The organism is Sporosarcina sp. FSL K6-1522, from assembly GCF_038622445.1.
In the GTDB taxonomy this organism is placed as follows: Bacteria; Bacillota; Bacilli; order Bacillales_A; family Planococcaceae; genus Sporosarcina.
On sequence record NZ_CP152019.1, the window covers coordinates 2802830 to 2826288 of the forward strand.

Here is a 23459-nt window from a genome sequence, read left to right on the forward strand (position 1 = left end):
TGAGACAATGAGTGAAGCGATTGTAATGCCTAAATTAGGGATGACGATGACGGAAGGTACAATTACGGAATGGTATAAAGATGTTGGAGACTCTGTTGAAAAAGGCGAAGCGATTTTGATGATTAGTTCGGAAAAATTAAACCAAGATATTGAGGCGCCGATATCAGGTATTCTATTGACCAAGCATGGTGAAGTGGAAGATGAATTGGAAGTCGGCGCTGTTATTGGCGTAATTGGAGTGGAAGGGGAGACTGCTTCCACGGGTAATAAGAAAGTCGAGCAATCTATCGCTGTCGAGGTTACTGTCCCTGAGACGGACAGTGCAGCCATCGCGGCAAGCACAGCAAAAAAGGCCCGAACAAGTGAAAGGATTTTCATTACGCCATTAGCTAAAAAAATGGCTGAAAGGGAGCAGTTAGACATTGCATCCATCAAAGGTACCGGTGGTAATAATCGAATTACCAAACAAGATATTCAACGGGTACTAGCAAATAGACTAGATGACAAATCAGCTACTTCATCTGACCGTACAGCCCGAGCTATGTCAGTCGATTTGGCAACAGTTGGTGAAGGGCTTTCTCCAATGCGCAAAGCAATTGCGCGGAATATGCGTGGAAGTTTAGGGCAAACAGCGCAATTAACGTTACACCGAAAAGCGAATATAGATCACTTGATTGATTTCCAAAAAGTGTTGCAAAAAGAAATTGCATCAAGTGATTTAGAGGTCAAACTGACTTTAACGGTATTGATTGCTAGAGCAACAGTTCTTGCTTTACAAGAACTGAAGAAAATGAATTCCCTTTATCAAGATGGCCAATTGACGGAATTCGATGAGATCCATCTAGGAATTGCGACCTCCTTAGAAGACGGCTTATTAGTCCCTGTTATTAAGGATGCACATCAAAAAACAATTGGCAGTCTTGCAAAAGAACTGAAGGAAGTTACGGAGAAAGCTAGAAACGGAGAGGCGAACGGAGATCTGCTTTCCGGCTCGACATTTACGATTACCAATTTAGGGGCTAGTGGAATTGAATACTTTACACCGATTTTGAATACGCCAGAAACGGGTATTTTAGGAGTAGGGGCTTCCCAAGATGAATTAATCTTAACCGAAAACGATACAGTGAAATCGGTTAAGAAAATTCCATTGAGTATCACCTTTGATCATCAAATAGTAGACGGTGCAACAGCCGCTGAGTTCTTAACAATTTTGGTCAGCTATATAGAGTCCCCTTATCGATTAGTACTCTAATAGATAAAAATAAAGATTACCAGTAGATGCTAAGCACACTACTGGTAATCTTTATTTGATTTAGGCTGGTTATTGAAATCTTGTGTAGTAGATGGTTTGGCGGTTTATAAGATTTTGATAAGTAAAATTGTTGGAGCTGAAATAATAGATTTTGATTAGAACGATAGCTAGTGTGAATCGGAATGCTCAATTTCTTTCAATACACTTAACAGCGTAAAACCTTCACTTGATGCATTATGGTCACAACCTTCAAGTGTGTACGTAATTACTTGTTGTCCATCTTCTATAGCTAAATCTGTACATGACATATTCATTTTAGCCGGGGTGTTGCCTTTGTTTTTATCTTTTGAACGGTCGATTTCTAAATCGATTGTGGATCCATCGAACGACACATTGTAGAAAGTAGGATTACCTTCAAGTGTGTAATTCGTAATTCGAACCGTAGCCGTTTCTGCCATACCAATCTGTTCTAAAAATGTTTCAAATCGATCAAAGTTATAAACAGGTCCATGCATATTCACGACATCACCATTTAGAATTGCTTTTTCACTATCATAAGAACAGGCTGCACTAAGTGTGACTCCTATTAGGATAACTAAGGCTAAGCGTGTTTTGTTACTAATGGTTCTCAGTATTTTCACCCTCCTTCAACGAGCGGTATAGTATATTCTCTTCATTATATGAGTGAGGCGGATGCTGTATCCCAACTTAAAATTGAAGATTATTTCAGAAATCGAATAATTTGAAACACGTACCTTTTCTAAAGTTCTGACTTTTGCTACACTATTCAAAGGACAAATTCGAATCGAAAAGGCGGGGGGATCCTATGAAGGTTTTACTACAGCTCGGCTGGTTTTTTAAGCAGCAGAAGAAGCAATACATAATCGGGATTGCCATGCTTATATTTGTATCACTTTTGCAATTGTTACCTCCGAAAATCATCGGCATCATTGTTGATACAATTGCGACAGATTCTTTGACAGTACGTGGGTTGGTGACCTGGCTCGTCATCCTAGGGCTGGCGGGAATTCTTATGTATATTGCACGTTACTATTGGCGGGTGATGATTTTTGGCTCGGCTGTGTTATTATCGCGAACGATGCGGGAGAAATTATTTAATCATTTCACTAGAATGTCGCCATCCTTTTATCAAAAGAGGCGAGTCGGGGATTTAATGGCCCATGCCACAAATGACATTAATGCTGTCCAACAAACGGCCGGTATGGGAGTTTTGACGTTAGTCGATTCCATCACAACGGGTGGGTTTGTCATATTGACGATGGCCATCACCATCAATTGGAAATTAACGCTCATTGCACTCATACCATTGCCACTGATGATTTTCTTGACAGGTTATTACGGAAAATTACTGCGTCAGCGATTTCGTTTTGCGCAAGAAGCCTTTTCCGATTTGAATGATAAGGCGCAGGAAAGTATAGCGGGCATTAAAGTGATTAAAACTTTCGGTCAGCAACAGGAGGACATTGAAGATTTTACGAAGCTATCGACAGATGTTGTAGCTAAAAACATGCGTGTTGCAAAGGTAGATGCATTGTTTGACCCAACGATTACGGGTGTGTTTGCGATTTCATATATGTTGTCATTCTTCTTCGGGACGAAATTTATCATTGCAGGTGATATGTCTATTGGTGATATGGTGGCATTTAGTGCTTATCTTGGTCTTCTCGTTTGGCCGATGCTGGCATTTGGTTTTTTGTTTAATATTGTAGAGCGTGGAAATGCCTCTTATGGTCGTATTATGGAATTACTAGCTGTAGCACCAGAAATTAAAGATATGCCTGGCGCCATCGATGAAAAGCCAGAAGGCGATCTCCATTTTGCAATCGATGCATTTACATTCCCGGGTGATGAACGTCCAGCTTTGCATAATGTCCACTTTACTTTGAAGCGAGGAGAAACGCTGGGTATTGTCGGGAAGACTGGATCGGGTAAAACAGCGATTTTAAAACTATTGCTGCGGGAATTTGAAAATTATCAGGGAAATATCGTTTATGGAGGCAAGCCAATTAATCAATACAAACAGCAGCGTTTGCGAGAATCCATCGGTTATGTGCCGCAAGATCATTTTCTATTTTCAACGACATTGTCTGAAAACATTGCGTTTACTAATCCGAATATTGCAACTGAAAAGATTTATCACGCGGCGCGACTTGCTCATATTCATGACGATATCTTGGCATTTACAGAAGGCTATGCTACGGTTGTTGGCGAACGCGGCGTATCATTATCAGGCGGTCAAAAGCAACGCGTCTCCATAGCACGAGCGCTGATAATGGAACCGGAAATATTAATTTTGGATGATTCGTTATCTGCGGTGGATGCCAAAACGGAAGAAGCTATTTTGGCGTCGCTAAAACAAACACGAACAGGCAAGACGACAATGATTACATCGCATCGCTTAAGTGCTATCCAGCATGCCCATACTATCCTCGTCATGGATGAAGGAACGATTGTCGAAGCTGGAACACATGAACAGTTACTCGCCATGAATGGCAAATATAAAGAAATGTATGACTTGCAGCAACTAGAAGTACTTGTTGAACAGGGAGGTGAGGCATGATGTCGATGGAAAAACAGCCAAAACTAACTGCGAAAGCGCAATGGCTCGTCTTCACACGATTGTTGCGCTATGCGATTCCTCATAAAAAAAGTATAAGCTTTGCGCTGACCCTTCTGCTACTGACAACGGCAGGTACGATTATCGGTCCGCTTATTATTCAGCGCTTTATTGATGATTATTTAACTCCGATGAGCTTTCCGAAAACGGAAGTGGTAACGATTGCAGTTGTCTACATTAGTATTCAAGTATTGATGGTTGTTGTCTCCTACTTTCAGCTACTTCGCTTTCATGCTATTGCATTAAAAATTATCCAGCAGATGCGTATCGATGTTTTTTCAAAAGTACAAGGACTCGGTATGCGGTATTTCGATAAAACCCCTGCGGGTAGCATCGTATCGCGTGTAACAAATGATACTGAAGCGATTAAAGAAATGTTTGATAGTGTAATTGTGACGTTTTTACAGGCCATATTTATTCTGATTGGCGTTTACATCGCCCTATTCACACTGGATGTCCAGTTGGCATTTATGTCCCTCGTATTGTTGCCACTCATCCTCATTATTATTATGATGTACAGGCATTACAGCGCTGATTTTTACCAAGATATTCGTGAGCGTTTAAGTCAATTGAATGCCAAGATTGCTGAATCGTTATCTGGGATGGGGATGGTACAAGCATTCCGACAAGAAGATCGATTGGAAGCGGAGTTTGCGGCCATTAACGATAGACACTTCCGTGCAGGCATGCGGAACATTCGATTCGATAGTGTACTGTTGGGGCCAGCCATTGACCTGCTATATGCGGCAGCTATTGTTTTTGTGCTAGGCTACTTTGGATTTTTGTCATTTGATAGCGCTGTGGAGGTTGGTATACTCTATGCGTTTACGACGTTGATTGGTCGACTTTTCCAACCCGTTCAGCAAGTTATGCAACGACTGTCCATTTTCCAACAGGCGCTTGTTTCTGCATCGCGCGTTTTCAAACTGATGGATGATACAGATATGGAGCCAAGCCAACAGGAGAGCGGAGATGCACGTATTATAGCTGGTCAAATTGAATTTCGTAACGTGACCTTTTCTTATGATGGACAAACGGATGTGTTAAAAAACATTTCATTTACCGCAAATGCCGGCGAAACAGTTGCGCTTGTGGGGCATACGGGTAGTGGAAAAAGCTCAATCATTAATTTGCTAATGCGATTCTATGAATATGAGCGTGGGGATATCTGTATAGATGGTATTTCCTTAAAGGCGTATCCACAAGACGAGCTGAGAAAGAAAATGGGACTAGTATTGCAAGATCCATTCCTGTTTTATGGGGATATTGAGAGCAATATTCGTTTGCATGCGAAGGACATGACGTCTGAAGAAGTACGGGCGGCTGCAGAATTTGTACAAGCGAATGAATTTATTCACAAGTTGCCAGAGAAATATGCACAAAAAGTGACGGAACGTGGCTCGACTTTTTCAAGCGGACAACGTCAACTCGTCGCATTCGCACGAACGATTGCGACAAACCCTAAAATTCTTGTGCTCGATGAAGCGACGGCCAATATTGATACGGAAACAGAGGTGGCCATTCAAGCGAGTCTTGAAAAGATGCGAAAAGGCCGTACGACCATTGCCATTGCGCACCGATTGAGCACGATTCAAGATGCAGAACTGATTCTCGTCTTGCATAAGGGAGAAATTGTTGAGCGGGGAACGCATCAAGAGTTACTTACTCAAAAAGGGCTTTATCATAAGATGTATCTATTGCAAAATGGTCTCGTAGAAGATGCTATCTAATAGGGAAATGGCTTGTACATGTCCATAAGTGGACAGTACAAGTCATTTTTAGTGACCGTAAAAGAATTGTCATAAACTGTTCACAGACAAATTAAGCGTATTTCAACGCTTCTTTTGATACGATTGAGACATAAAAAGAGAAGGGAAGAGAAGAATGACTGCTGATTTAAATCTATTTCTTGCTTTCGGTGCAGGATTCTTAAGTTTCATCTCACCATGTTCATTGCCGCTGTACCCAGCATTTATATCGTATATTACGGGCATGTCATTGGATGATTTGAAATCGGATTCAAAACGGATGAGTAAAAGTGGAATGCTTCATACGCTATTCTTTTTGATAGGATTTTCACTTATTTTTATTGTCCTTGGTTTTGGTTCGTCGTTTGTAGGGAAGTTCTTCATTGAAAATCAGACGATTTTAAGACAAGTTGGTGCGATTTTCATTGTCTTATTTGGTGTTATGATTGCTGGTTTATTTACACCACAGTTTTTGATGAGAGAAAAAAAGCTTCAATTTAAAAATAGGCCTACTGGCTATTTTGGATCTGTCCTAATTGGACTTGGTTTTGCGGCGGGGTGGACGCCATGTTCGGGACCGATTATCGGTGCGATTATTGGCTTAGCTGCTGCCAATCCAGGATCAGGTATGACTTATATGATTGCCTACATTCTTGGTTTCGCCATTCCGTTCTTCGTCTTGTCATTTTTCATCACCAAGCTTGGTTGGATTCGAAAATCGAGTGGCATTATTATGAAGGTTGGCGGTTATATTATGATTGCAGTCGGAATTCTACTGTTTTTCGATGGCATGACATATATTATTAGCTTACTTAGCCCGATTTTTGGAGACTTTCAAGGCTTTTGATGGGAGGGAAAATGGGTGGAACGAATTACCTCATTTGAAGAATGGGCTGCACTGATGGAGGCGGGAAACACTGCGCTATTGTTTGTGAAAACGGATAATTGTTCAGTCTGTGAAGGATTATACCCGCAAGTGTTGGGCTTGCAGACGGATTATTCACTCCCTTTTTATCAAGTAAATGTAGCGCAAGTGCCAGAAATTGCAGGCCAACTTGCATTATTTACGGCACCCGTTGTGTTGTTGTTTTATAATGGAAAGGAATATGCTCGATTTGCTCGATTCGTCCGTATGGAAGAGTTGAAAGGGCGCTTGCAGGAGCTTGTAGAGCGGGGTGAATGCGATTGAACGAATTGATTGAAACAGTTTTTACGAAAGTGCCCGCCGTTTACCTTGTGATAGGTTCAACCGTTCTGGCCTTGTTCATGGGGACGATGGCACTTATCGTGAGATCGAAAGCCGCAAAAAGACCTGTTACAGCGAAAAAAATCATCTTGCCGCCTCTGTTTATGTCAACGGGTGCCTTGATGTTTGTCTTTGATGCGTTTCGTGTGCACCCCTTACAAATTATTGAAGCACTTGTAGTGGGGATGCTATTTTCAGTGATTCTCATTAAGACAACGAATTTTGAACAAAAAGCAGACGGCATTTATGTCAAGCGCTCAAAAGCGTTCCTTTTCATCCTATTTGGACTTCTGATTGTTCGCCTCGTCGGGAAACTATTCCTTAGCAATACGATTGATGTAGGAGAACTGGGCGGGATGTTCTGGATTCTAGCCTTCGGTATGATTGTTCCGTGGCGGATTGGTATGCTGTTGAAATTCAACTCACTTCAGCAGAAGTCTCCCGCTTATATCAAGTCAAAGATAGAGGAATGATTAGTAATAGAGCCGTTGGATTTGGGAGCGAGCTCATAAGAAAAAGGTGTCCATCAGTAGAGATGGGCACCTTTTTCTATTACATATTAAAACAAATGTTCGTACGGAGTCATATCGATTTCCATGGAAGTTAGCTTTTTGCGTAGGAATTTATGATCCCGTTTTGGTGTTGCTTGTATATAGCCACGAATAATAAGATCATGATTGATGCTCTTTGCCTTTTCATCCAGCGCAATCTCGCCAATCTTCCCTGCGATTTTTTGTTTTGCTACAGGACGGAATAATTCAGGTACAGGCGTAACGAGCTCATTTAGCATGAGTTTTGCTTCATCGTTCCATAGGTGAAGTGAACTTTCAACATAATGTTCTTCCCAGTCAAGTGTTGATTTTCCATCTGCTTTCGGGAACACTTTTAAAAACTTACGGAACATGAAAAAGCCGCCAATGCCAAATAATCCGACAAGGACAACACACCAGAACATGATAAACCACATAAATAAATCTTCTTGCAACAGTCTCACCTCTTCCATTCTACTCACTATTATAAGAGCATCTGCAAGAAAATACACGAACAATGTATTCTAAAGATGAAGTATACTTCACAAAAACGTCAAACTTTAGACAAGGAAGCGGTTAGTGCTTTGCTTGTTTAGCTTTATTACTTCCGCTATGATGGACATATCAATAGATAGTGGAGGAAATCGAATGCGTAAAAAGTTTTTGCTACCATATGTCTTACTTGTAATCCTTATTTTAAGTGCCTGTTCAGGCCCAGGGGGCTTCAAAGCCGACCATGCATATGACATCAAGCCGTTTGAATTTACAAACCAGCACAACGAAAAAGTCTCCTTGGATGATCTAAAGGGAGAGGTTTGGCTTGCGCAATTTGTTTTTACAAACTGTACAACGGTTTGTGGACCAATGATGTTCAACATGTCGAAAATTCAGCATGAACTCATTGAAGATGGAGTAGAAGACTATAAAATTGTATCGTTTAGTGTTGATCCAGATTTTGATACACCAGAAGTATTGCAGACATACTTGGATAGTTATGCGGCAGCTCCAGGGGATGGCGAGCAAAAGTGGGATGAGTCAAAGTGGGAGATGTTAACGGGTTACACGCAACAGGAAATTGCGGATCTTTCTGCAAAATCATTTAAAATGCCGGTGGCCGCATATCCGGAAACAAGTCCGGAAGCAGGTCAAGTCCTACACGGGACTAGTTTTGCTTTAGTCAATCAAGAAGGTAAAGTCGTCAAGACTTATAGTGGAGTAGAAGACGTACCATATGATGACATCGTCAAAGACATGAAGGCGCTCATTAAAGAAGGTGCTTAATCGAGCGAAGCAAGACTGGTATTAACGGAGTGAGAAGATGAAAACACAAAAAAATAAACGATTGTCGATGAAGGCAAAAGTCGTACTTATTATTTTACTCGTTCCCATTGCGGTAGTCATCTTTACATTGACAGCTATTATTTGGATGGGTATTAAAAATCCAGACCTACTTCAAAAATCAACGAATACATTGTTAGATTTGCAAGAGCGTCATAGCGGGACAACGATTCCAGAAGAGTATATCCCAATTTATAAAGCGGCTAGTGAGGCGTATGGTGTTCCATGGACATTGTTGGCGGCACATCACCGTATTGAAACGCGGTTTTCAACAATGGACCCGCTACTGTCACCAGTTGGGGCAGAAGGACACATGCAGTTTATGCCGTGTACATTTGTGGGTTGGAGTCACCCAAGCTGTGGGGGACTTGGTCAAGGGGACATACCTAAAGTGGATAAGACGAACCCGGAAGTCATTAAGCAATATGGCGGCTACGGTGTCGATGCGAATGGAGATGGCATTGCCGATCCATACGATATTGAAGATGCCATTTTTAGTACAGCCAATTATCTTGCGAGAAGCGGCGCTGCTGATGGCGATTACGAAGAAGCCATTTTTGAATACAACCGTAGTGAAAAATACGTGCAAGATGTGCTCGGCTTTTTTAATGAATTCGAGGCATATCGAATCGAAACAGAACAATAAAAAGATGGACCCGACATTTTGGGGTCCATCTTTTTTTATGATGTAAAATCAAGTGGCTTTGCGCATGGATCTTAAAACAAAGCTCACAATAAACACAAGGATAATTGCTCCAATTAAAGCAGGGAAAACGTAGAAATCAGCAACTTTCCACCCCCATGATCCAAGCAACTTTCCACCAATCCAAGCACCGATAATCCCAGCGATTATATTTCCAACGATGCCGCCCGGGATATCTCTACCTAGAATTAAACTGGCAAGCCAGCCGATAATTCCACCGATAATGAGAAACCAAATGAATCCCATACTGTCCATCTCCTTTGTGGTCATTCATAATTGCCTCTGTAGTATTTGCCATAACCCTTCTTACAATACTTTAAACATGGAAAACGAAAAAATTACCAAAAAAGTTGAAGCAACAAGGTAGAAGGAAATCTACGATTATTAACTCATTATATGTTGTGCCCCGTCATATGGTTTTTATGAAGGTCCAACTGTTTGAAGGTGCTGAATAGTTGATTATTTTTGCGTGAAAACAAATATCAGAATATACTTAATAAAGCAGTTGCGTTCACTTACTGAAAGGAGGAGCTGTTTTGGAAGAAGCGGAAGTAGCCTATGTCAATCTTACACGCCCGTTCGCTTGTATCGACTTGGACGCACTAGATCGCAATATTGCATTTGTTAATCGAGTTGCAGGTCAAAAAGGGATTCGTATTGCGACAAAATCAGTGCGTTCTATTCAACTTTTACAGTACATAGCGGAACGATTGAATCATCCAGTGGGATGGATGACATTTGATCTGCGGGAAACCCATTACCTTCTTGAAAATGGGTTTGATGATTTGTTATTAGGCTATCCGCAATATGAAAAGGATGCAGTAGAACGGATTATACCTTTTATCCGTGAAGGTCGAACGGTCATTTTTATGATTGATCGACTAGAGCAGTGGCAATGGTTAGAGTCAATTGGTCAGGAGCATGCGATTGTGTTTGAAGTTTGTGTGGATTTGAATCTGTCCACTGATTTTAAAATGCTGTATTTTGGGACGAAAAGATCAGCATTACAAACCGTTGATGATGTGGCGGCGTTAGTGAGAAGCGGTGCTTCATTCACACATACGACAATAATAGGTGTGATGGGGTATGAAGCACAAATTGCAGGAGTAGCGGATTTGCCAGTAGTCAGTTGGCAAAAGCTGCTCATTAAGCGATTGAAGGCGCTGTCCTATAAAGGGGTGCGCAAGTTTCGTACTGATGCCATTGATCTGATTAGGAGAGAAATAACGACTCTTCGATTTGTCAATGGTGGTGGTTCAGGTAGTATTGATTTTACGGCTGGAGAGGAGGAAGTGACAGAACTAACAATTGGTTCCGCTTTTTATTTTCCTGCCCTCTTTTCACGCTATAAAAATTTACCACTTGAACCGGCGGCTATGTTTGCGCTACGTGTAACAAGAAAGCCGGAGCAAGGCGTAGTCGTTTGTCATGGTGGAGGCTACATTGCATCTGGAGTAACCGGGAGCGATAAAAACCCGATGCCTGTTTGGCCAGCGAATCTATCCTTCTTGAAAAATGAAGGTGCCGGTGAAGTGCAAACACCATTGCGAGATCGAGATGATGCCGTACAGATTGGAGATACGGTTTATTTTCGACATGCGAAAGCGGGCGAGTTATGTGAACGTTTCCCCGAGCTTCACGCAAGACGGGGAAGCAGATACGAAGGTGCCTATAAAACATATAGGGGGGAAGACGGATGTTTTCTGTAAATGTTCCGAACAAAGGCGTAAAGTGGACCAATTGGGCTCAAAATGAGCAAGCTATTCCAGATTATTTTCATTACCCCAAAAGCATTGGTGATATCCAAGATACTGTCAATAGTTGTCGAATCCGTGGCACTTCTCTCCGTGTAATAGGCGCAGCTCATTCTTTTAGTCCCGTGGCAAAACCTGAAAGTGATGCGATGTCGCTCGATTATTTACGGGGTCTGATTTCCTATGACAGCGAAGCAATGGAAGCGACATTGTGGGCAGGTACCTATTTGTATGAAGCAGCGTCGTTTTTGGCTGCAGTTGGTATGGGGCTTGAAAATATGGGTGATATTCAACAGCAAACCATTGCGGGAGCTATTAGTACAGGTACGCATGGAACAGGGATTACCTTGGGGTCGCTATCAAACCAAATTGTTGCTTGGACATGGATAGATGGAAAAGGAGCTGTTCGTCACCATCGAAGAGGTGATGACGAACTATCAAAGGCTTTGAGTCTATCACTTGGTATGCTTGGTGTTTTAGTGGATGTGACGATACGTACAGTGCCACTGTATAGTTTGCAAGTGACAAGTGCTATCTATTCATTCGATGAAGCACTTGCTGCATGGGCATCCGATATCCGTGCGAATAGGCACTTTGAATGGTTTTACTTCCCAGGTACAGATACCGTTCAAGTAAAGAAAACGAATCAGATTCCACTTGCGAAGCAAACAATCCAGTCAAAAGCGCTCGATTTTGTGAAAAATGGACTTGTTGAAACAGCTGGTTTTAAAGCTATTTCGGAAGTTTGTCGCATGAAACCAGGGTTATCTCGCAAAATGACCCATTTTTCCGCAAAAAGTATCCCAACGGGCTCCAGAGCCGGTATGTACTATGAAATATTCCCTTCTCCGAGATTGGTCAAGTTTACGGAAACAGAGTATGCCATTCCTTTAGCTGCATTTGAAGCATGTATCCAAGAAATTCATGCCTTTTTATATGCCCATCCATTTTATGTTCATTTTCCAATCGAGTGCCGGGTTACGGCTGGAGAAGATGCTTTTCTGAGCCCAACGCGAGGAGAGGAAACAGCTTATCTTGCGTTCCATATGTATAAAGGCATGGACGACGGCCCATATTTCAAATGGGTTCATAACATGATGTCGAAATATGGCGGACGACCGCATTTTGGAAAGAAAAATGATTTAACACAAGAAAAGCTACAAAGACTTTATCCTGATCTCGACCGTTTTCTAACAATCCAGGAACAGTGCGATTCGAATGGCATTTTTATGACGAACTACTTCAAGTCTATTTTTAGTTTGTAAAGAGCTATCTTATGCGTAAAACGGGTCATAACAATAACTTATGGAAGACTATAATTTTAATGTATTTTACTTATGTGCATTGGTATTATATGATGAACTAGAGAAAAGACGCTTAATTATAGCCTTTTCAGTAGTTTTTAGTAGAATGAAGGAGGATTTTAGCAATGGCAAAAAGCAACTTACACAACAGCCGCAAGTCATTCGAATTGAACGGGAAGACGTATAACTATTACCGTCTTGCTGCACTCGAAGAGGCCGGCATCGCGAACATTTCTAGACTGCCTTATTCAGTCAAAGTGCTACTTGAATCCGTCCTGCGCCAGCATGACGGCTATGTAATCAAAGACGATCACGTCGAAAATCTGGCAAAATGGGGTAAGGATGCTGACGCTGATGCGGAAGTACCGTTCAAACCTTCACGTGTTATCTTACAAGACTTCACAGGAGTACCTGTTGTTGTTGACCTTGCTGCGCTTCGTTCAGCAATGGCGAAAATGGGTGGAGACCCTGACAAAATTAACCCTGAAATTCCAGTTGACCTAGTTATTGACCACTCTGTACAAGTAGACCGCTACGGAACACTTGATGCATTGCAAAAAAATATGGAGCTTGAGTTCGAGCGTAACGCAGAACGTTATCAGTTCCTAAGCTGGGCACAAAAAGCATACGACAACTACCGTGCAGTACCACCTGCAACAGGTATTGTTCACCAAGTTAACCTTGAGTACTTGGCAAACGTTGTGCATGCTGTTGAAAACGAAGATGGCACATTCGAAACGTACCCAGATACACTTGTTGGAACAGACTCTCATACAACAATGATTAACGGTATCGGTGTTCTTGGATGGGGCGTCGGTGGTATCGAAGCTGAAGCAGGTATGCTTGGACAACCTTCATACTTCCCAATTCCAGAAGTTATCGGTGTAAAACTAGTTGGCGAACTACCAAACGGTACAACAGCAACAGACCTTGCACTTAAAGTGACACAAACACTTCGTGCACATGGCGTTGTTGGTAAATTCGTTGAGTTCTTCGGACCAGGCGTTTCTAAATTACCACTTGCAGACCGTGCAACAATTGCAAACATGGCACCAGAATACGGTGCAACTTGTGGTTTCTTCCCAGTCGACGAAGAAGCACTTAACTATATGCGCTTAACAGGCCGTGAAGAAGAGAACATCCAAGTTGTTAAACAATATTTGATTGAAAACGACATGTTCTTCACAGTTGACAACGAAGATCCGACATACACAGACGTTGTTGAAATCGACCTTTCTCAAATCGTAGCAAACCTTGCAGGACCAAAACGTCCACAAGATATGATTCCTTTGACAGAAATGCAAAGCGCGTTCAAAGACGCAGTTGTTGCACCTGAAGGGAACCAAGGTTTCGGTTTCACACCGAAAGAGCTTGAAAAAACAGCGACTGTTAACTTTGAAGATGGACGTTCTGTTGATATTCAAACAGGTTCACTTGCGATTGCGGCCATTACTTCATGTACAAACACATCTAACCCATATGTTATGTTAGGTGCTGGTCTTGTTGCGAAAAAAGCTGTCGAAAAAGGGCTTACGCCACCAGCTTACGTGAAAACGTCACTCGCACCAGGTTCAAAAGTTGTAACAGGCTACTTGAAAGATTCTGGTTTGGATGCTTACCTAGATCAAATCGGCTTCACGACAGTAGGTTACGGTTGTACGACATGTATCGGTAACTCAGGTCCGCTTCTTCCAGAAATCGAAAAAGCGATCATGGACAGCGATATGCTTATGTCATCAGTACTTTCGGGTAACCGTAACTTTGAAGGACGTATTCACCCACTTGTGAAAGCAAACTACTTGGCTTCACCGCCACTTGTTGTTGCTTATGCACTTGCTGGAACAGTGGATATTGACTTCGAAAAAGACCCAATTGGTCAGGACAAAGACGGCAATAACGTCTTCTTTAAAGACATTTGGCCAACAACGGAAGAAGTTCAAGCAGTTGTTCACGCAACAGTTACACCTGAATTATTCCGTAAAGAATACGCACGCGTATTCACTGAGAACGAAGCATGGAATGCAATCGAAACAACAGACGAAGCATTGTATGATTTCGATGAAAGCTCAACATATATCCAAAACCCACCGTTCTTTGAAGGTCTTGCAAAAGAACCTGCTGACATTGGAGCACTTTCAGGACTTCGTGTCATTGGTAAATTCGGCGATTCCATCACAACGGATCATATTTCACCAGCGGGCGCGATTGGTAAAGATACACCTGCAGGGAAATACTTGCTTGACAATGGCGTAAGCCCACGTTTCTTCAACTCTTATGGTTCACGTCGTGGGAACCATGAAGTGATGATGCGCGGTACATTCGCTAACATTCGTATTCGTAACCAAATTGCAAAAGGTACAGAAGGTGGATTCACAACGTACTGGCCAACAAAAGAAATCATGCCGATCTATGATGCAGCTATGAAGTATCAAGAAGACGGTACAGGTCTTGCAATTATTACTGGTAAAGACTATGGAATGGGCTCTTCACGTGACTGGGCTGCGAAAGGTACATCCCTTCTAGGCATTAAAACAGTTATCGCGGAAAGCTACGAACGTATTCACCGTTCAAACCTTGTGATGATGGGCGTTCTACCACTTCAATTCTTGAATGGTGACAGTGCTGAATCACTTGGCTTAACAGGTGAAGAAGCGATTAGCGTTAACATCGCAGAAGGCGTAAAACCACGCGATATTCTAAAAGTAACAGCAACTGCAACAGACGGTTCTGTGAAAGAATTTGACGTGCTTGCACGTTTCGACTCTGAAGTTGAAGTTGACTACTACCGTCACGGTGGAATCCTGCAAATGGTTCTTCGTGATAAAATGAAAACCAACTAATCTTTAAGAAGGGTGTCCGATATGATCGGGCACCCTTCTATTATTTAAGGGTAAACATAGCCTTCCAACAGCTTTTTGAACATTCTTTTTGTATAATAAACATTGAGGTGATAGCAATTGTATATAAGTGAAAAGAAAATTGAAATTAGGTATGCGGAAACCGATCAAATGGGTGTCGTCTACCATGCGAATTATTTAGTATGGATGGAAATTGGACGGACGAATTTAATTGAAAGTCTTGGGTTTACATACGCTGGGCTTGAGGCAGACGGCTATTTGTCGCCTGTGACGGACATCTCTATCCAATACAAAGCGGCGATGAAATACGGGCAGAAGGCCACTGTACGTACGTGGATTGAGTCACATGGGAAATTACGCACGACATATGGCTATGAAATTCTCCATGAAGACGGAAAAGTTGCTGCAACTGGTACTTCGGAACATGTAGTCGTAAAGAAAGAGACTTTCCGTCCGGTTTCCCTACAGAAAATTGCCCCTGAATGGGATGCGAAATATGTAGAAATTCAGCGAGTGACGAACTAATGGCATTCGGCATTAAACGTGATGAGCTTGTTGCATGGAAGAAAGCCGTAGCGAACGGTGAAATCGTATTTTTGACGCATTACTGGTTAGATGATCGTTTTCCAGGGTGTAACACAGTCACAAAAGCAGGCTGTGCAGATATTGATAAACTTGTTGAATGGGGTAAACAATACGGGTTAAAGCGTGAGTGGATTGATATGCGAGATCATTATCCACACTTCGACCTATTTGGTCAGCATGAACGCAGTATTTTAGAACACGAAGGCTTAATCGATCAGTTGGAACGATTCGCCCCCATCAAAAAGCGTAAGGCGTAGAGCCTTATGCTTTTTTTGATGAAGTCAATTTAGCCTAGACCCAATACATGTACATTGCATAATCATAAAGGGAGGCCAATGTCTTTACTTCTGGAAGGTGAAGTGGAAAATGGAGTCTATCCTATTTATTGAGACAGCAACATCTGGTTCAAGTAGAGAAGCGATAAAAGCTGCTACTCGATTAGGTTATCGCACCGTATTATTAACTGAAAGAATGAGTTTTATAAAGCGGCGGAATGAATTTGCAGACGTTGCTCAAATGATCTATCTAGAAGAACTGACGGAAGATCGTATTCGAATGGAGATTTGTCTGCTTCAACAGCAAGGGAGCATCATGAAGGCGATTATTAGTTTTGTCGATCCGTTTGTATCAATCGCTGCACAACTTGCAAATGAATGTTGCAATGCTGCCCTTTCTGTTGAAGCGTTAAAAATTATGGAAGATAAAACAGCTACAAGAAAAGCATTAAGCGAACATGCAACAACGCCTATCTTTGAAATAGTTGGACCTACGGACGATCTGGAGCAGGTGATCCATCAAGACCGCGACTATCCAATTATCGTGAAATCGGCAGTTTCAAAAGCTTCAAAGGATGTCTATTCCGTCGGAAATAAAGTTGAGTTAGAAAAAGCGATTAAGAGGATTGGAAAACTCTATCCAAAGGAAACAATCGTATTGGATGAGTACGTAGACGGACCACAATATCTAGTTGAGGTGCTGGTGCATAATGGTGAGATGACGATTATTGCCATTATAAAACAAGAAATCACTAAAAATATCAAGTTTATCGTAACTGGCTATGCAGTAGAGCCACATCTTGAAGGTGAACTATATACAAAGCTCGTTCGGGCAGTCGAATCAATCCTAAAAAATCTACAGGTCACGAACGCTACTTGTCATCTTGAGTGTAGATACGTGAATGAAAATTGGAAGCTAATCGAGATGAATCCAAGAATAGCGGGTGGGGCAATGAATCGCATGATTGAGGAAGCATTCGGAATTAATTTAGTAGAAGAAACACTGAAACTCTACCTTGGTTTTGAACCTACTCTGATAAAGAGATTTGAAAAAAATATGTATACGCATTACATAACCATCAAATCGTGTGGCTATCTATTAAAAGTGATTGGTCAACAGCAGGCCACCGCCCATCCAGGTGTAAAAGAAGTCTATATAAAACCTCATAAAGGGGCAATCATGATGCCTCCACTCTCGATGGGACATCGATATGGCTATGTGATCGCATCTGGAGATACCCCAGAAGAAGCCAAGAAAAACGCCGAAAATGCAGCAAGTCATATCAAATTCTATTTGGAACCCCTATAGCTGGACCTACTCTAAAGTCTATCTTTCACCATATAATAATAAAAAATATTAGTTTGCAAAGAGGGAGGGGGACAAGTCGAGGTGGCTACACAGAGTTGCATTTGTTGTGCAATGAAAACATTGCTAAAGGAACAAAGAATAATCGCAGGGATTGACATGGAATTTCAATTTATCTGTTTGTCGAAAAAGATGGATACGATTCCTTTCATGCTGTGTTCTTCAAAGAAAAACAATCCCTTTACGGCGATTTGTACCGGTATAGCGACACCATTTTTCCGAATAGAGAAATTGAATGAGGACACATGCTGTGCAGTATTATCACTACTTGAAGGCGTTGATATGGAAGGTAATCTAACTGACTCTTGTGAGGATTTATTCGCCTTACGGAAAACGAAAAGCTGTATTATTGTTAACTTAACTTGCTTTTGTGCAATTACCGCCCTGCCCCTAGAGCTCGTAAATCGTCCCCTCCCGATTATTGAACCGAAGTGTTAAACTTCATCTAGCCACGCTTTTCATCTTAAAAACAAAGCGGGAGCTGTGGTATAGTCCCCGCAAATTTGAAAGCCATTACACTGGGCTGTAATGGCTTTTATCATCTTTTGGCTTCTAACTCATAGGTTATTTTCAATTATAAACGCTTATCCGTATCAAAAGCATTCCTCCTTGAATGTACTAGAGTGAATCAATTAAAAGAAAAAGGAGATTACGCAATGACATTGATAGGCATGTTACACCATCGAAAAGATCCTAGCACAGTTATAAAATCGTATGCCTACGCTGCGGTGGCTAAGGCAGAGGGAGCTCGTTTTTTTTACTTTTCTCCCGGGGAAGTAAATTTTGTGAATCGATCAATAAGAGGACAAGTTTATGAAAATGGTCAATGGATAGAGCGGATCATGCGTTTTCCCGATGTTATCTATAATGCCGGTAGTCCAGAAAAATTGGCTAAATCAAAAGAAATTATTCAAAAGTTGAAAAGCGAAATCCCTTTCACGACGCATTCTATCGGGAATAAATGGAACGTTAGTGAAAGGTTAAAGGAAGCAAAAGAGTTTTCAAATTATCTAATCCCTACAGAGGTTGTAAAAGATGCGGATCACTTCTTTACATTTATAGCTGCTTTTGAAAAAGTCGTATTTAAACCTATTGACGGAAGAAAAGGAAAAGGGATTTTTTTTATTTCAAAAAAAGAAGATCATTTTCAGGTTGGTAAAGACGCTACGAATACGGATTATTCCAAGCTGCAATTGATCGATTTCATAACATCGAAGCTATCAACAGGCACTTACATTATTCAACCATATATTCAGTCGGTTACTAAATCGGGGCAAGTATTTGATTTTAGACTCCATGTTCAAAAAAATGGTGAGGGAGAGTGGGTGATCACTACAATCTATCCGCGGGTGGCTCCGGCGGGGTCGATCATAGCCAATATTAACAATGGTGGTTATACCAATTATTTAGATCCCTTTTTACAACAAGAATTTAAAGAAGAAGCTTTCAATATACGGCGAACGTTAGAGTATTTTTCCTTGGCGCTAGCTAATCATCTAGATGAGCTTCAAATGTGCCACTTTGAGGAGGTCATTGATGAAATTGGCGTAGATATAGGGTTGGACGAAAATCATAAAATCTGGATATATGAAGTGAATTGGCGACCTGGTTGTCCTCCTGCGTTTTACTTGGAGTTAGATGTAGTCATCAATACCATTCAATATGCCATGTATCTAGCAAAGAACCAAAAAGCAGTCAGGGAAAAGATCAAGGCAACTAAGAAACAATATTATGGAGAACAAAGGCGAACGCCTATTATTGCGATAACTGGTAGCGCTGGTAAAACGACAACAAAAGCATTTCTGGCATCAATTTTGGCGAAAAAATGGAATATATTTGAGTCGAAAGATTATTGGAATACAACAGAGCATACCAAAAAACACGCTGCAGATATACAACCTTCACATGAGGCAGTTGTCTTAGAATATGGAATGGCCTACCCAGGCGTTATTACAGAACATTGTGCGATTATCAAGCCGAATATTAGCATTGTGACAAATGTCGGTATGGCACATGTAGGTAATTTTGACGGAGATATTAAAAAAGTCGCACATGCAAAATCTGAATTAATCCATGGCATGGATCAGGAAGGAATTTTATTTATCAACAAGGATGACCCTAATTCAAAGTACTTAGAAACCGACCAATTTAAAGGGCAGATTGTTTCAATTGGGGTGAAATCGGACGCGGACTACAGAGCTTATGATGTGAGTTATGCGGACAACGGCATGCATTTTAAGATGAAGCTTCAAGGCCAAGAAATTGTATTTTTCATCCCTATTTTAGGAGAACATCATGTGTATAATGCCCTTAATGCAATTGCTGTTTCAGATCACTTAGGGATTGCACCACTAGACATAAAATTAGGACTGCTCTTTAGAAAGCCGCCGAGAAGATTGACGATTTATAATTGCCGTGACAATATTACACTTCTTGATGATACGGTACACTCTCATCCTGAAGGTGTAAAGGCGGCAATCGATGTTCTCTCCAATATTGGCAAACATCGTAAAATAGCGATTATTGGGCAGATGAGGGAGTTAGGTGATTTACGGGAAGAAGAATATCGAAAAGTCGGCGAATATGTTTGTGAACAGGAAATTGATGTGTTAATCACATATGGGTTTCGAACAGAGGAAATTGGTACACAAGCAAAGGGCAAAGGATTTCCCGCAGGAAATGTTTATCATTTCACCAATAAAGATAAATTACATGAATTATTGTCAAGGCTTATTGAAAAAGATGACACGATTTTGGTCAAAGGGGCTAGTAAAACGAATATGTTTGAAACGGTGAAATTTATCGATCAAACGTTTAGGTGAAAAATCAAAAACTCCCCGGATCATTACGAATGGATCGCAAGTAATGATCTGGGGAGTGACAATGAATCGCTCGATATAGAAGGGACCCCGGTACAATTTTGGGGTCTCTTCTACTGGATAGAACGATATGAGGCTTCATCGTTCTATTGTTTCTTCTGCTAAATGAAACGTAATTTCGTTTGCGGCATTTTGTGCAAATATTTTCGCTTCCTCCATACTTGGGCCTGCCGCAATGACGTAGGCGTATCGATGGCCCATAGATAGTGGCGGCATTAATTTGGTGCCTTTTTTAGGCTTTACATAAACTTCAATGACCCCCGGGGAATTTCTAGCTCGCTGCTTCCCAGTTACTTTTCCCAACGTTCCTTTTTTGGAAACAACAAGGTACTGGGTAAACACATGATTCATACATCTAGGTTGGATAGAAGGATTTCCTCCTAAGTATAATTTAAGTGTTTCTTCTACCAAATTAAAGCCAAATGCTGCTTGAAGCATTTTATTCATGGCCCCCCCAGAGATTCTTGGGTTAATTTCAATGAGCTTCCAACCATTGGCTGAGCGTCGTAACTCAAGGTGAAGAGCGCCATTCTGAATGTCGAATTGTGAGATGACGGAGTTTAGGACAGCTTCAATGCCAACTTGCACTTCAATTGGAACATCCACAAGGACACCGTATCCAGTAATAATAAACCTTTTGCCTCGCGTAATTTCTTGTTTCATAATGCCAGCAATTTGAACTTTGCTAGTACATATGAGCGCTTCGACTAAGTACTGATCTCCTTCAATATATTCTTCAATGATTATGGATTCATTCGGATTCTTTTCCAGTAAATTTGCTGTATGTTTTTCGAATTGTTCTTTTCCCTTTGCAAGCAGGACATCTTTGGAACCTGTCGATTTTGGTGATTTAACGACGACCGGTAAGTCTAGCTGAGTGGTTATCGTTTCGAATGCGATTGTTTCCCCGGGTTTAATAACAAAAAATTTAGGTGTGTAGGGTTGGTTATTCAGAAAGGTTCTTGTTTGCTCTTTATTTTCCATGATCCCAATGGCTTTAGAAGAAGTAACATTTTTACAAAACGCATCACAAAGTATGGATGCTCGATGTACATTTGAGTCGATAAAACTGACAATGGTCTTAATGTCTTTCCCTTTAGATTGTAATACCATTATTTCTTTTTCCATTTCAGATAGATTGTTTGTATCAAGGAATATCATCTCGTGCACATCCGTGTATTCTTTTCTTTGTCGCAATTGCTTTTCGTTATTTGTGAATAGAATCGTAAAATAACCTAGTCGTTCTGCAGCTTTAATGGCTTCTCTGCTGGAACCAGATTTATTTGTGCCTATAAAGATAATCGTTTTCAAACGGTCCACTCCCTATTCGTCACGTCAATGAAGACACTTCCTTCTATGTTTATGAGATAAATCGTTTTTTGACTGGTTATCTATCATGAAAGAAGGGAAAAAAGGATACCTAATAGGTAATTCGTGCAATTCTCACAACTAATCTCTATACGTATTTTGTACAAGCAAAATTACGATACGCACATATAATGTTGTAAGGAAAGGAGTGAGCATATCAACATGAAACCCTTCTCAGTCAAACATATAAGAACCATGTTAGCCGGCGATTTGGTTCAAGGATCTGACGATATGATTGTGCATTATGGCGCCTACCGACTTAAACAAGTTCGGAATACACATACCCTTCTTTTTTTAAAGAAGAGGATAGTTGACTGGAAAAGGCTGAAACAATTTTTTCCTTTGGTGCTTGTAACAGAACAGTTTAGCCCGATTGAACGATTAGAAGGTCTAACCGTCATAAAAGTCAAAGATACAGAAGAAGCGTATTGGAGATTTGTGAAAGACTATCGTAACTTATTCCAAATTCCGGTTGTGGCCATCACAGGTACTTCCGGAAAAACAACGACAAAAGAAATGATTCGTCACATTCTCTCGACAGATAAGAAAATTGCTTATACAAATAGCAGTAATAATTCAAGAACTGCTCATTTACATTATCTCCTTAGTATTGATGAAGACACAGAAGCGGCCGTTTTTGAGACAGCTGTTGGTTCACCTGGAGATATCATAAACGCCGGCCGCTATTTCAAACCGACCATTGGCATTATTACGAATATAGGCGCACATCATTTGAATTATTGTAAAACAATAGAAGGCTATATTCGTGCGAAAGGTGAAATGGCTGCGGCACTTCATCAGAAAGGTGTATTGATTATTAATGCAGATGATCCTAATAGTAGAAAACTCGATTTAACAAATTACAATGGACGTATCATAAAGGTCGGTACTCATTCCTCCTACGACTATACAGCTAGTGACATTGTATTCTGCACAGATGGCATGCGATTTACTGTTCACTATAAACAACAAACGTACCCGATGTTCGTACCAGGAGTAGGGGAACATCAAGTATATAATGCGCTTGCCGCACTTGCAGCGGTTCATGAAATGGGGATTCATCTTTCAGACGCGGCAAATCAATTGAAAACGTTTAAAAATTTGAATAAGCATCTTCAAATTTTCGAAGGCATTAATGGCTCAACCATTCTGGATGATACATGGAGCATGACAACGACCTCATTGGAGGCGGCTCTAAACGTATTAAAAGAAATTGGACAAGGGAAAAATAAGATTGCTATTTTAGGAACGATAACGGACTTAGGATCTTGGGGATACATTATTCATGAACAAGCAGGAGAACTCATCGCACAAATAGGTGTAGATGTGCTGATTACGATTGGTGAGCATGCACGCATAATGGCTGACCACGTAGTAGCAAGCGGTTTGAATACAAGGGTCTATACGTTTAACAATAGCATTCTTGTTATGGATCTCTTAAAAAAGATTGTCGATGAACATACAATTGTACTGATTAAAGGAGATATGTATAGCAAAGCAATCATCGATTTGGCAGTTAAATTACGGAAGAACAAATAACCTCCTTTTAACACGGATATGTGTGAAAAGGAGGTTATTTATGTTCCCTGATGAGGGGAGTTCGAAAAATGAAGAT

21 protein-coding genes are annotated in these 23459 nt (G+C 41.0%); 17 read left to right on the forward strand and 4 right to left on the reverse strand.

The genetic code is table 11. The annotated features are described in order from the left end of the window. The first annotated feature begins 7 nt into the window (after nt 1–7). The gene (locus MKY34_RS13785) at nt 8–1252 is read left to right on the forward strand and encodes a dihydrolipoamide acetyltransferase family protein (protein WP_342511513.1); all 1245 of its coding nucleotides are present in this window, start codon (nt 8–10) and stop codon (nt 1250–1252) included. 167 nt (nt 1253–1419) lie between these two features. Here the strand turns inward: MKY34_RS13785 and MKY34_RS13790 are convergent, their stop codons facing one another. After that, entirely contained in the window at nt 1420–1893 is a 474-nt protein-coding gene (locus MKY34_RS13790) for a DUF4362 domain-containing protein (RefSeq protein ID WP_342511515.1), read from the reverse strand. A 185-nt stretch (nt 1894–2078) separates the two neighbouring features. Between MKY34_RS13790 and MKY34_RS13795 the strand changes: the two genes are divergently transcribed. The 5 genes from MKY34_RS13795 (at nt 2079) to MKY34_RS13815 (ending at nt 7357) form a co-directional block, all read left to right on the forward strand. After that, nucleotides 2079–3833 (forward strand): ABC transporter transmembrane domain-containing protein, encoded by a 1755-nt coding sequence (locus MKY34_RS13795; RefSeq protein WP_342511517.1) that lies wholly within the window; start codon nt 2079–2081, stop codon nt 3831–3833. Between the two features lie 5 nt (nt 3834–3838). Next, nucleotides 3839–5620, forward strand: coding sequence for an ABC transporter ATP-binding protein (locus tag MKY34_RS13800; RefSeq protein WP_342515265.1), 1782 nt, complete (start codon nt 3839–3841; stop codon nt 5618–5620). Between the two features lie 154 nt (nt 5621–5774). Beyond that, nucleotides 5775–6485, forward strand: coding sequence for a cytochrome c biogenesis protein CcdA (locus tag MKY34_RS13805; protein WP_342511519.1), 711 nt, complete (start codon nt 5775–5777; stop codon nt 6483–6485). Nucleotides 6486–6500: 15 nt separating this feature from the next. After that, nucleotides 6501–6827, forward strand: coding sequence for a thioredoxin family protein (locus MKY34_RS13810; RefSeq protein ID WP_342511522.1), 327 nt, complete (start codon nt 6501–6503; stop codon nt 6825–6827). Beyond that, nucleotides 6818–7357 carry a cytochrome c biogenesis protein CcdC gene (locus MKY34_RS13815; protein WP_342511524.1) on the forward strand — a complete coding sequence of 180 codons (540 nt, stop codon included), beginning with the start codon at nt 6818–6820 and terminating at the stop codon, nt 7355–7357. The genes MKY34_RS13810 and MKY34_RS13815 overlap by 10 nt, the downstream gene beginning before the upstream one ends. Before the next feature lie 86 nt (nt 7358–7443). Here MKY34_RS13815 and MKY34_RS13820 read toward each other — a convergent pair whose 3' ends face one another. Next, complete coding sequence (locus MKY34_RS13820; protein WP_342511526.1) at nt 7444–7887, reverse strand: DUF2621 domain-containing protein; 444 nt, start codon at nt 7885–7887, stop codon at nt 7444–7446. Between the two features lie 175 nt (nt 7888–8062). Here MKY34_RS13820 and MKY34_RS13825 point away from each other — a divergent pair, with 175 nt between their 5' ends. Both MKY34_RS13825 and MKY34_RS13830 read left to right on the forward strand, forming a co-directional pair. Beyond that, nucleotides 8063–8695: an SCO family protein gene (locus tag MKY34_RS13825; RefSeq protein ID WP_342511528.1), complete on the forward strand. Its 633-nt coding sequence runs from the start codon at nt 8063–8065 to the stop codon at nt 8693–8695. Nucleotides 8696–8732: 37 nt separating this feature from the next. Next, nucleotides 8733–9398: a lytic murein transglycosylase gene (locus MKY34_RS13830; protein ID WP_342511531.1), complete on the forward strand. Its 666-nt coding sequence runs from the start codon at nt 8733–8735 to the stop codon at nt 9396–9398. Between the two features lie 48 nt (nt 9399–9446). On the opposite strand, the gene MKY34_RS13835 is transcribed toward MKY34_RS13830, so the two are convergent. Continuing rightward, nucleotides 9447–9701, reverse strand: a complete 255-nt coding sequence (locus MKY34_RS13835) for a GlsB/YeaQ/YmgE family stress response membrane protein (RefSeq protein WP_342511533.1) — start codon at nt 9699–9701, stop codon at nt 9447–9449. Nucleotides 9702–9991: 290 nt separating this feature from the next. Here MKY34_RS13835 and MKY34_RS13840 point away from each other — a divergent pair, with 290 nt between their 5' ends. The 8 genes from MKY34_RS13840 to MKY34_RS13875 all read left to right on the forward strand — a co-directional run bounded on the left by MKY34_RS13840 (nt 9992) and on the right by MKY34_RS13875 (nt 20419). Then, nucleotides 9992–11164: an amino acid deaminase/aldolase gene (locus tag MKY34_RS13840; RefSeq protein ID WP_342511535.1), complete on the forward strand. Its 1173-nt coding sequence runs from the start codon at nt 9992–9994 to the stop codon at nt 11162–11164. After that, nucleotides 11152–12474, forward strand: coding sequence for a D-arabinono-1,4-lactone oxidase (locus MKY34_RS13845; protein WP_342511537.1), 1323 nt, complete (start codon nt 11152–11154; stop codon nt 12472–12474). The genes MKY34_RS13840 and MKY34_RS13845 overlap by 13 nt, the downstream gene beginning before the upstream one ends. Nucleotides 12475–12638: 164 nt before the next feature. Further along, the gene (acnA, locus tag MKY34_RS13850) at nt 12639–15353 is read left to right on the forward strand and encodes an aconitate hydratase AcnA (protein ID WP_342511539.1); all 2715 of its coding nucleotides are present in this window, start codon (nt 12639–12641) and stop codon (nt 15351–15353) included. A gap of 117 nt (nt 15354–15470) precedes the next feature. Next, on the forward strand, nt 15471–15896 hold the full coding sequence (locus MKY34_RS13855) for a thioesterase family protein (protein ID WP_342511541.1): 426 nt from the start codon (nt 15471–15473) through the stop codon (nt 15894–15896). Next, the gene (locus tag MKY34_RS13860) at nt 15896–16213 is read left to right on the forward strand and encodes a hypothetical protein (RefSeq protein ID WP_342511543.1); all 318 of its coding nucleotides are present in this window, start codon (nt 15896–15898) and stop codon (nt 16211–16213) included. The genes MKY34_RS13855 and MKY34_RS13860 overlap by 1 nt, the downstream gene beginning before the upstream one ends. A gap of 109 nt (nt 16214–16322) precedes the next feature. Continuing rightward, on the forward strand, nt 16323–17540 hold the full coding sequence (locus tag MKY34_RS13865; RefSeq protein ID WP_342511544.1) for an ATP-grasp domain-containing protein: 1218 nt from the start codon (nt 16323–16325) through the stop codon (nt 17538–17540). A gap of 81 nt (nt 17541–17621) precedes the next feature. Continuing rightward, nucleotides 17622–18035: a CotY/CotZ family spore coat protein gene (locus tag MKY34_RS13870; protein ID WP_342511546.1), complete on the forward strand. Its 414-nt coding sequence runs from the start codon at nt 17622–17624 to the stop codon at nt 18033–18035. Between the two features lie 347 nt (nt 18036–18382). Then, entirely contained in the window at nt 18383–20419 is a 2037-nt protein-coding gene (locus tag MKY34_RS13875; protein WP_342511548.1) for a YheC/YheD family protein, read from the forward strand. Nucleotides 20420–20554: 135 nt separating this feature from the next. On the opposite strand, the gene MKY34_RS13880 is transcribed toward MKY34_RS13875, so the two are convergent. After that, nucleotides 20555–21787, reverse strand: coding sequence for an ATP-grasp domain-containing protein (locus MKY34_RS13880; RefSeq protein WP_342511550.1), 1233 nt, complete (start codon nt 21785–21787; stop codon nt 20555–20557). Between the two features lie 219 nt (nt 21788–22006). On the opposite strand from MKY34_RS13880, the gene murF reads away from it, so the two are divergent. Next, complete coding sequence (murF, locus tag MKY34_RS13885; RefSeq protein ID WP_342511552.1) at nt 22007–23383, forward strand: UDP-N-acetylmuramoyl-tripeptide--D-alanyl-D-alanine ligase; 1377 nt, start codon at nt 22007–22009, stop codon at nt 23381–23383. The last annotated feature ends 76 nt before the right edge of the window (nt 23384–23459 follow it).

Bases quoted from the DNA above. Each gene is read 5' to 3' on its own strand.
- MKY34_RS13835 (WP_342511533.1), bottom strand. From the start codon at position 9,701: ATGGGATTCATTTGGTTTCTCATTATCGGTGGAATTATCGGCTGGCTT.
- MKY34_RS13845 (WP_342511537.1), top strand. From the start codon at position 11,152: ATGTTTTCTGTAAATGTTCCGAACAAAGGCGTAAAGTGGACCAATTGG.
- MKY34_RS13860 (WP_342511543.1), top strand. From the start codon at position 15,896: ATGGCATTCGGCATTAAACGTGATGAGCTTGTTGCATGGAAGAAAGCC.
- MKY34_RS13830 (WP_342511531.1), top strand. From the start codon at position 8,733: ATGAAAACACAAAAAAATAAACGATTGTCGATGAAGGCAAAAGTCGTA.
- MKY34_RS13865 (WP_342511544.1), top strand. From the start codon at position 16,323: ATGGAGTCTATCCTATTTATTGAGACAGCAACATCTGGTTCAAGTAGA.
- MKY34_RS13795 (WP_342511517.1), top strand. From the start codon at position 2,079: ATGAAGGTTTTACTACAGCTCGGCTGGTTTTTTAAGCAGCAGAAGAAG.
- MKY34_RS13815 (WP_342511524.1), top strand. From the start codon at position 6,818: ATGCGATTGAACGAATTGATTGAAACAGTTTTTACGAAAGTGCCCGCC.
- MKY34_RS13785 (WP_342511513.1), top strand. From the start codon at position 8: ATGAGTGAAGCGATTGTAATGCCTAAATTAGGGATGACGATGACGGAA.
- MKY34_RS13800 (WP_342515265.1), top strand. From the start codon at position 3,839: ATGGAAAAACAGCCAAAACTAACTGCGAAAGCGCAATGGCTCGTCTTC.
- MKY34_RS13820 (WP_342511526.1), bottom strand. From the start codon at position 7,887: ATGGAAGAGGTGAGACTGTTGCAAGAAGATTTATTTATGTGGTTTATC.
- MKY34_RS13825 (WP_342511528.1), top strand. From the start codon at position 8,063: ATGCGTAAAAAGTTTTTGCTACCATATGTCTTACTTGTAATCCTTATT.
- MKY34_RS13805 (WP_342511519.1), top strand. From the start codon at position 5,775: ATGACTGCTGATTTAAATCTATTTCTTGCTTTCGGTGCAGGATTCTTA.
- acnA (WP_342511539.1), top strand. From the start codon at position 12,639: ATGGCAAAAAGCAACTTACACAACAGCCGCAAGTCATTCGAATTGAAC.
- murF (WP_342511552.1), top strand. From the start codon at position 22,007: ATGAAACCCTTCTCAGTCAAACATATAAGAACCATGTTAGCCGGCGAT.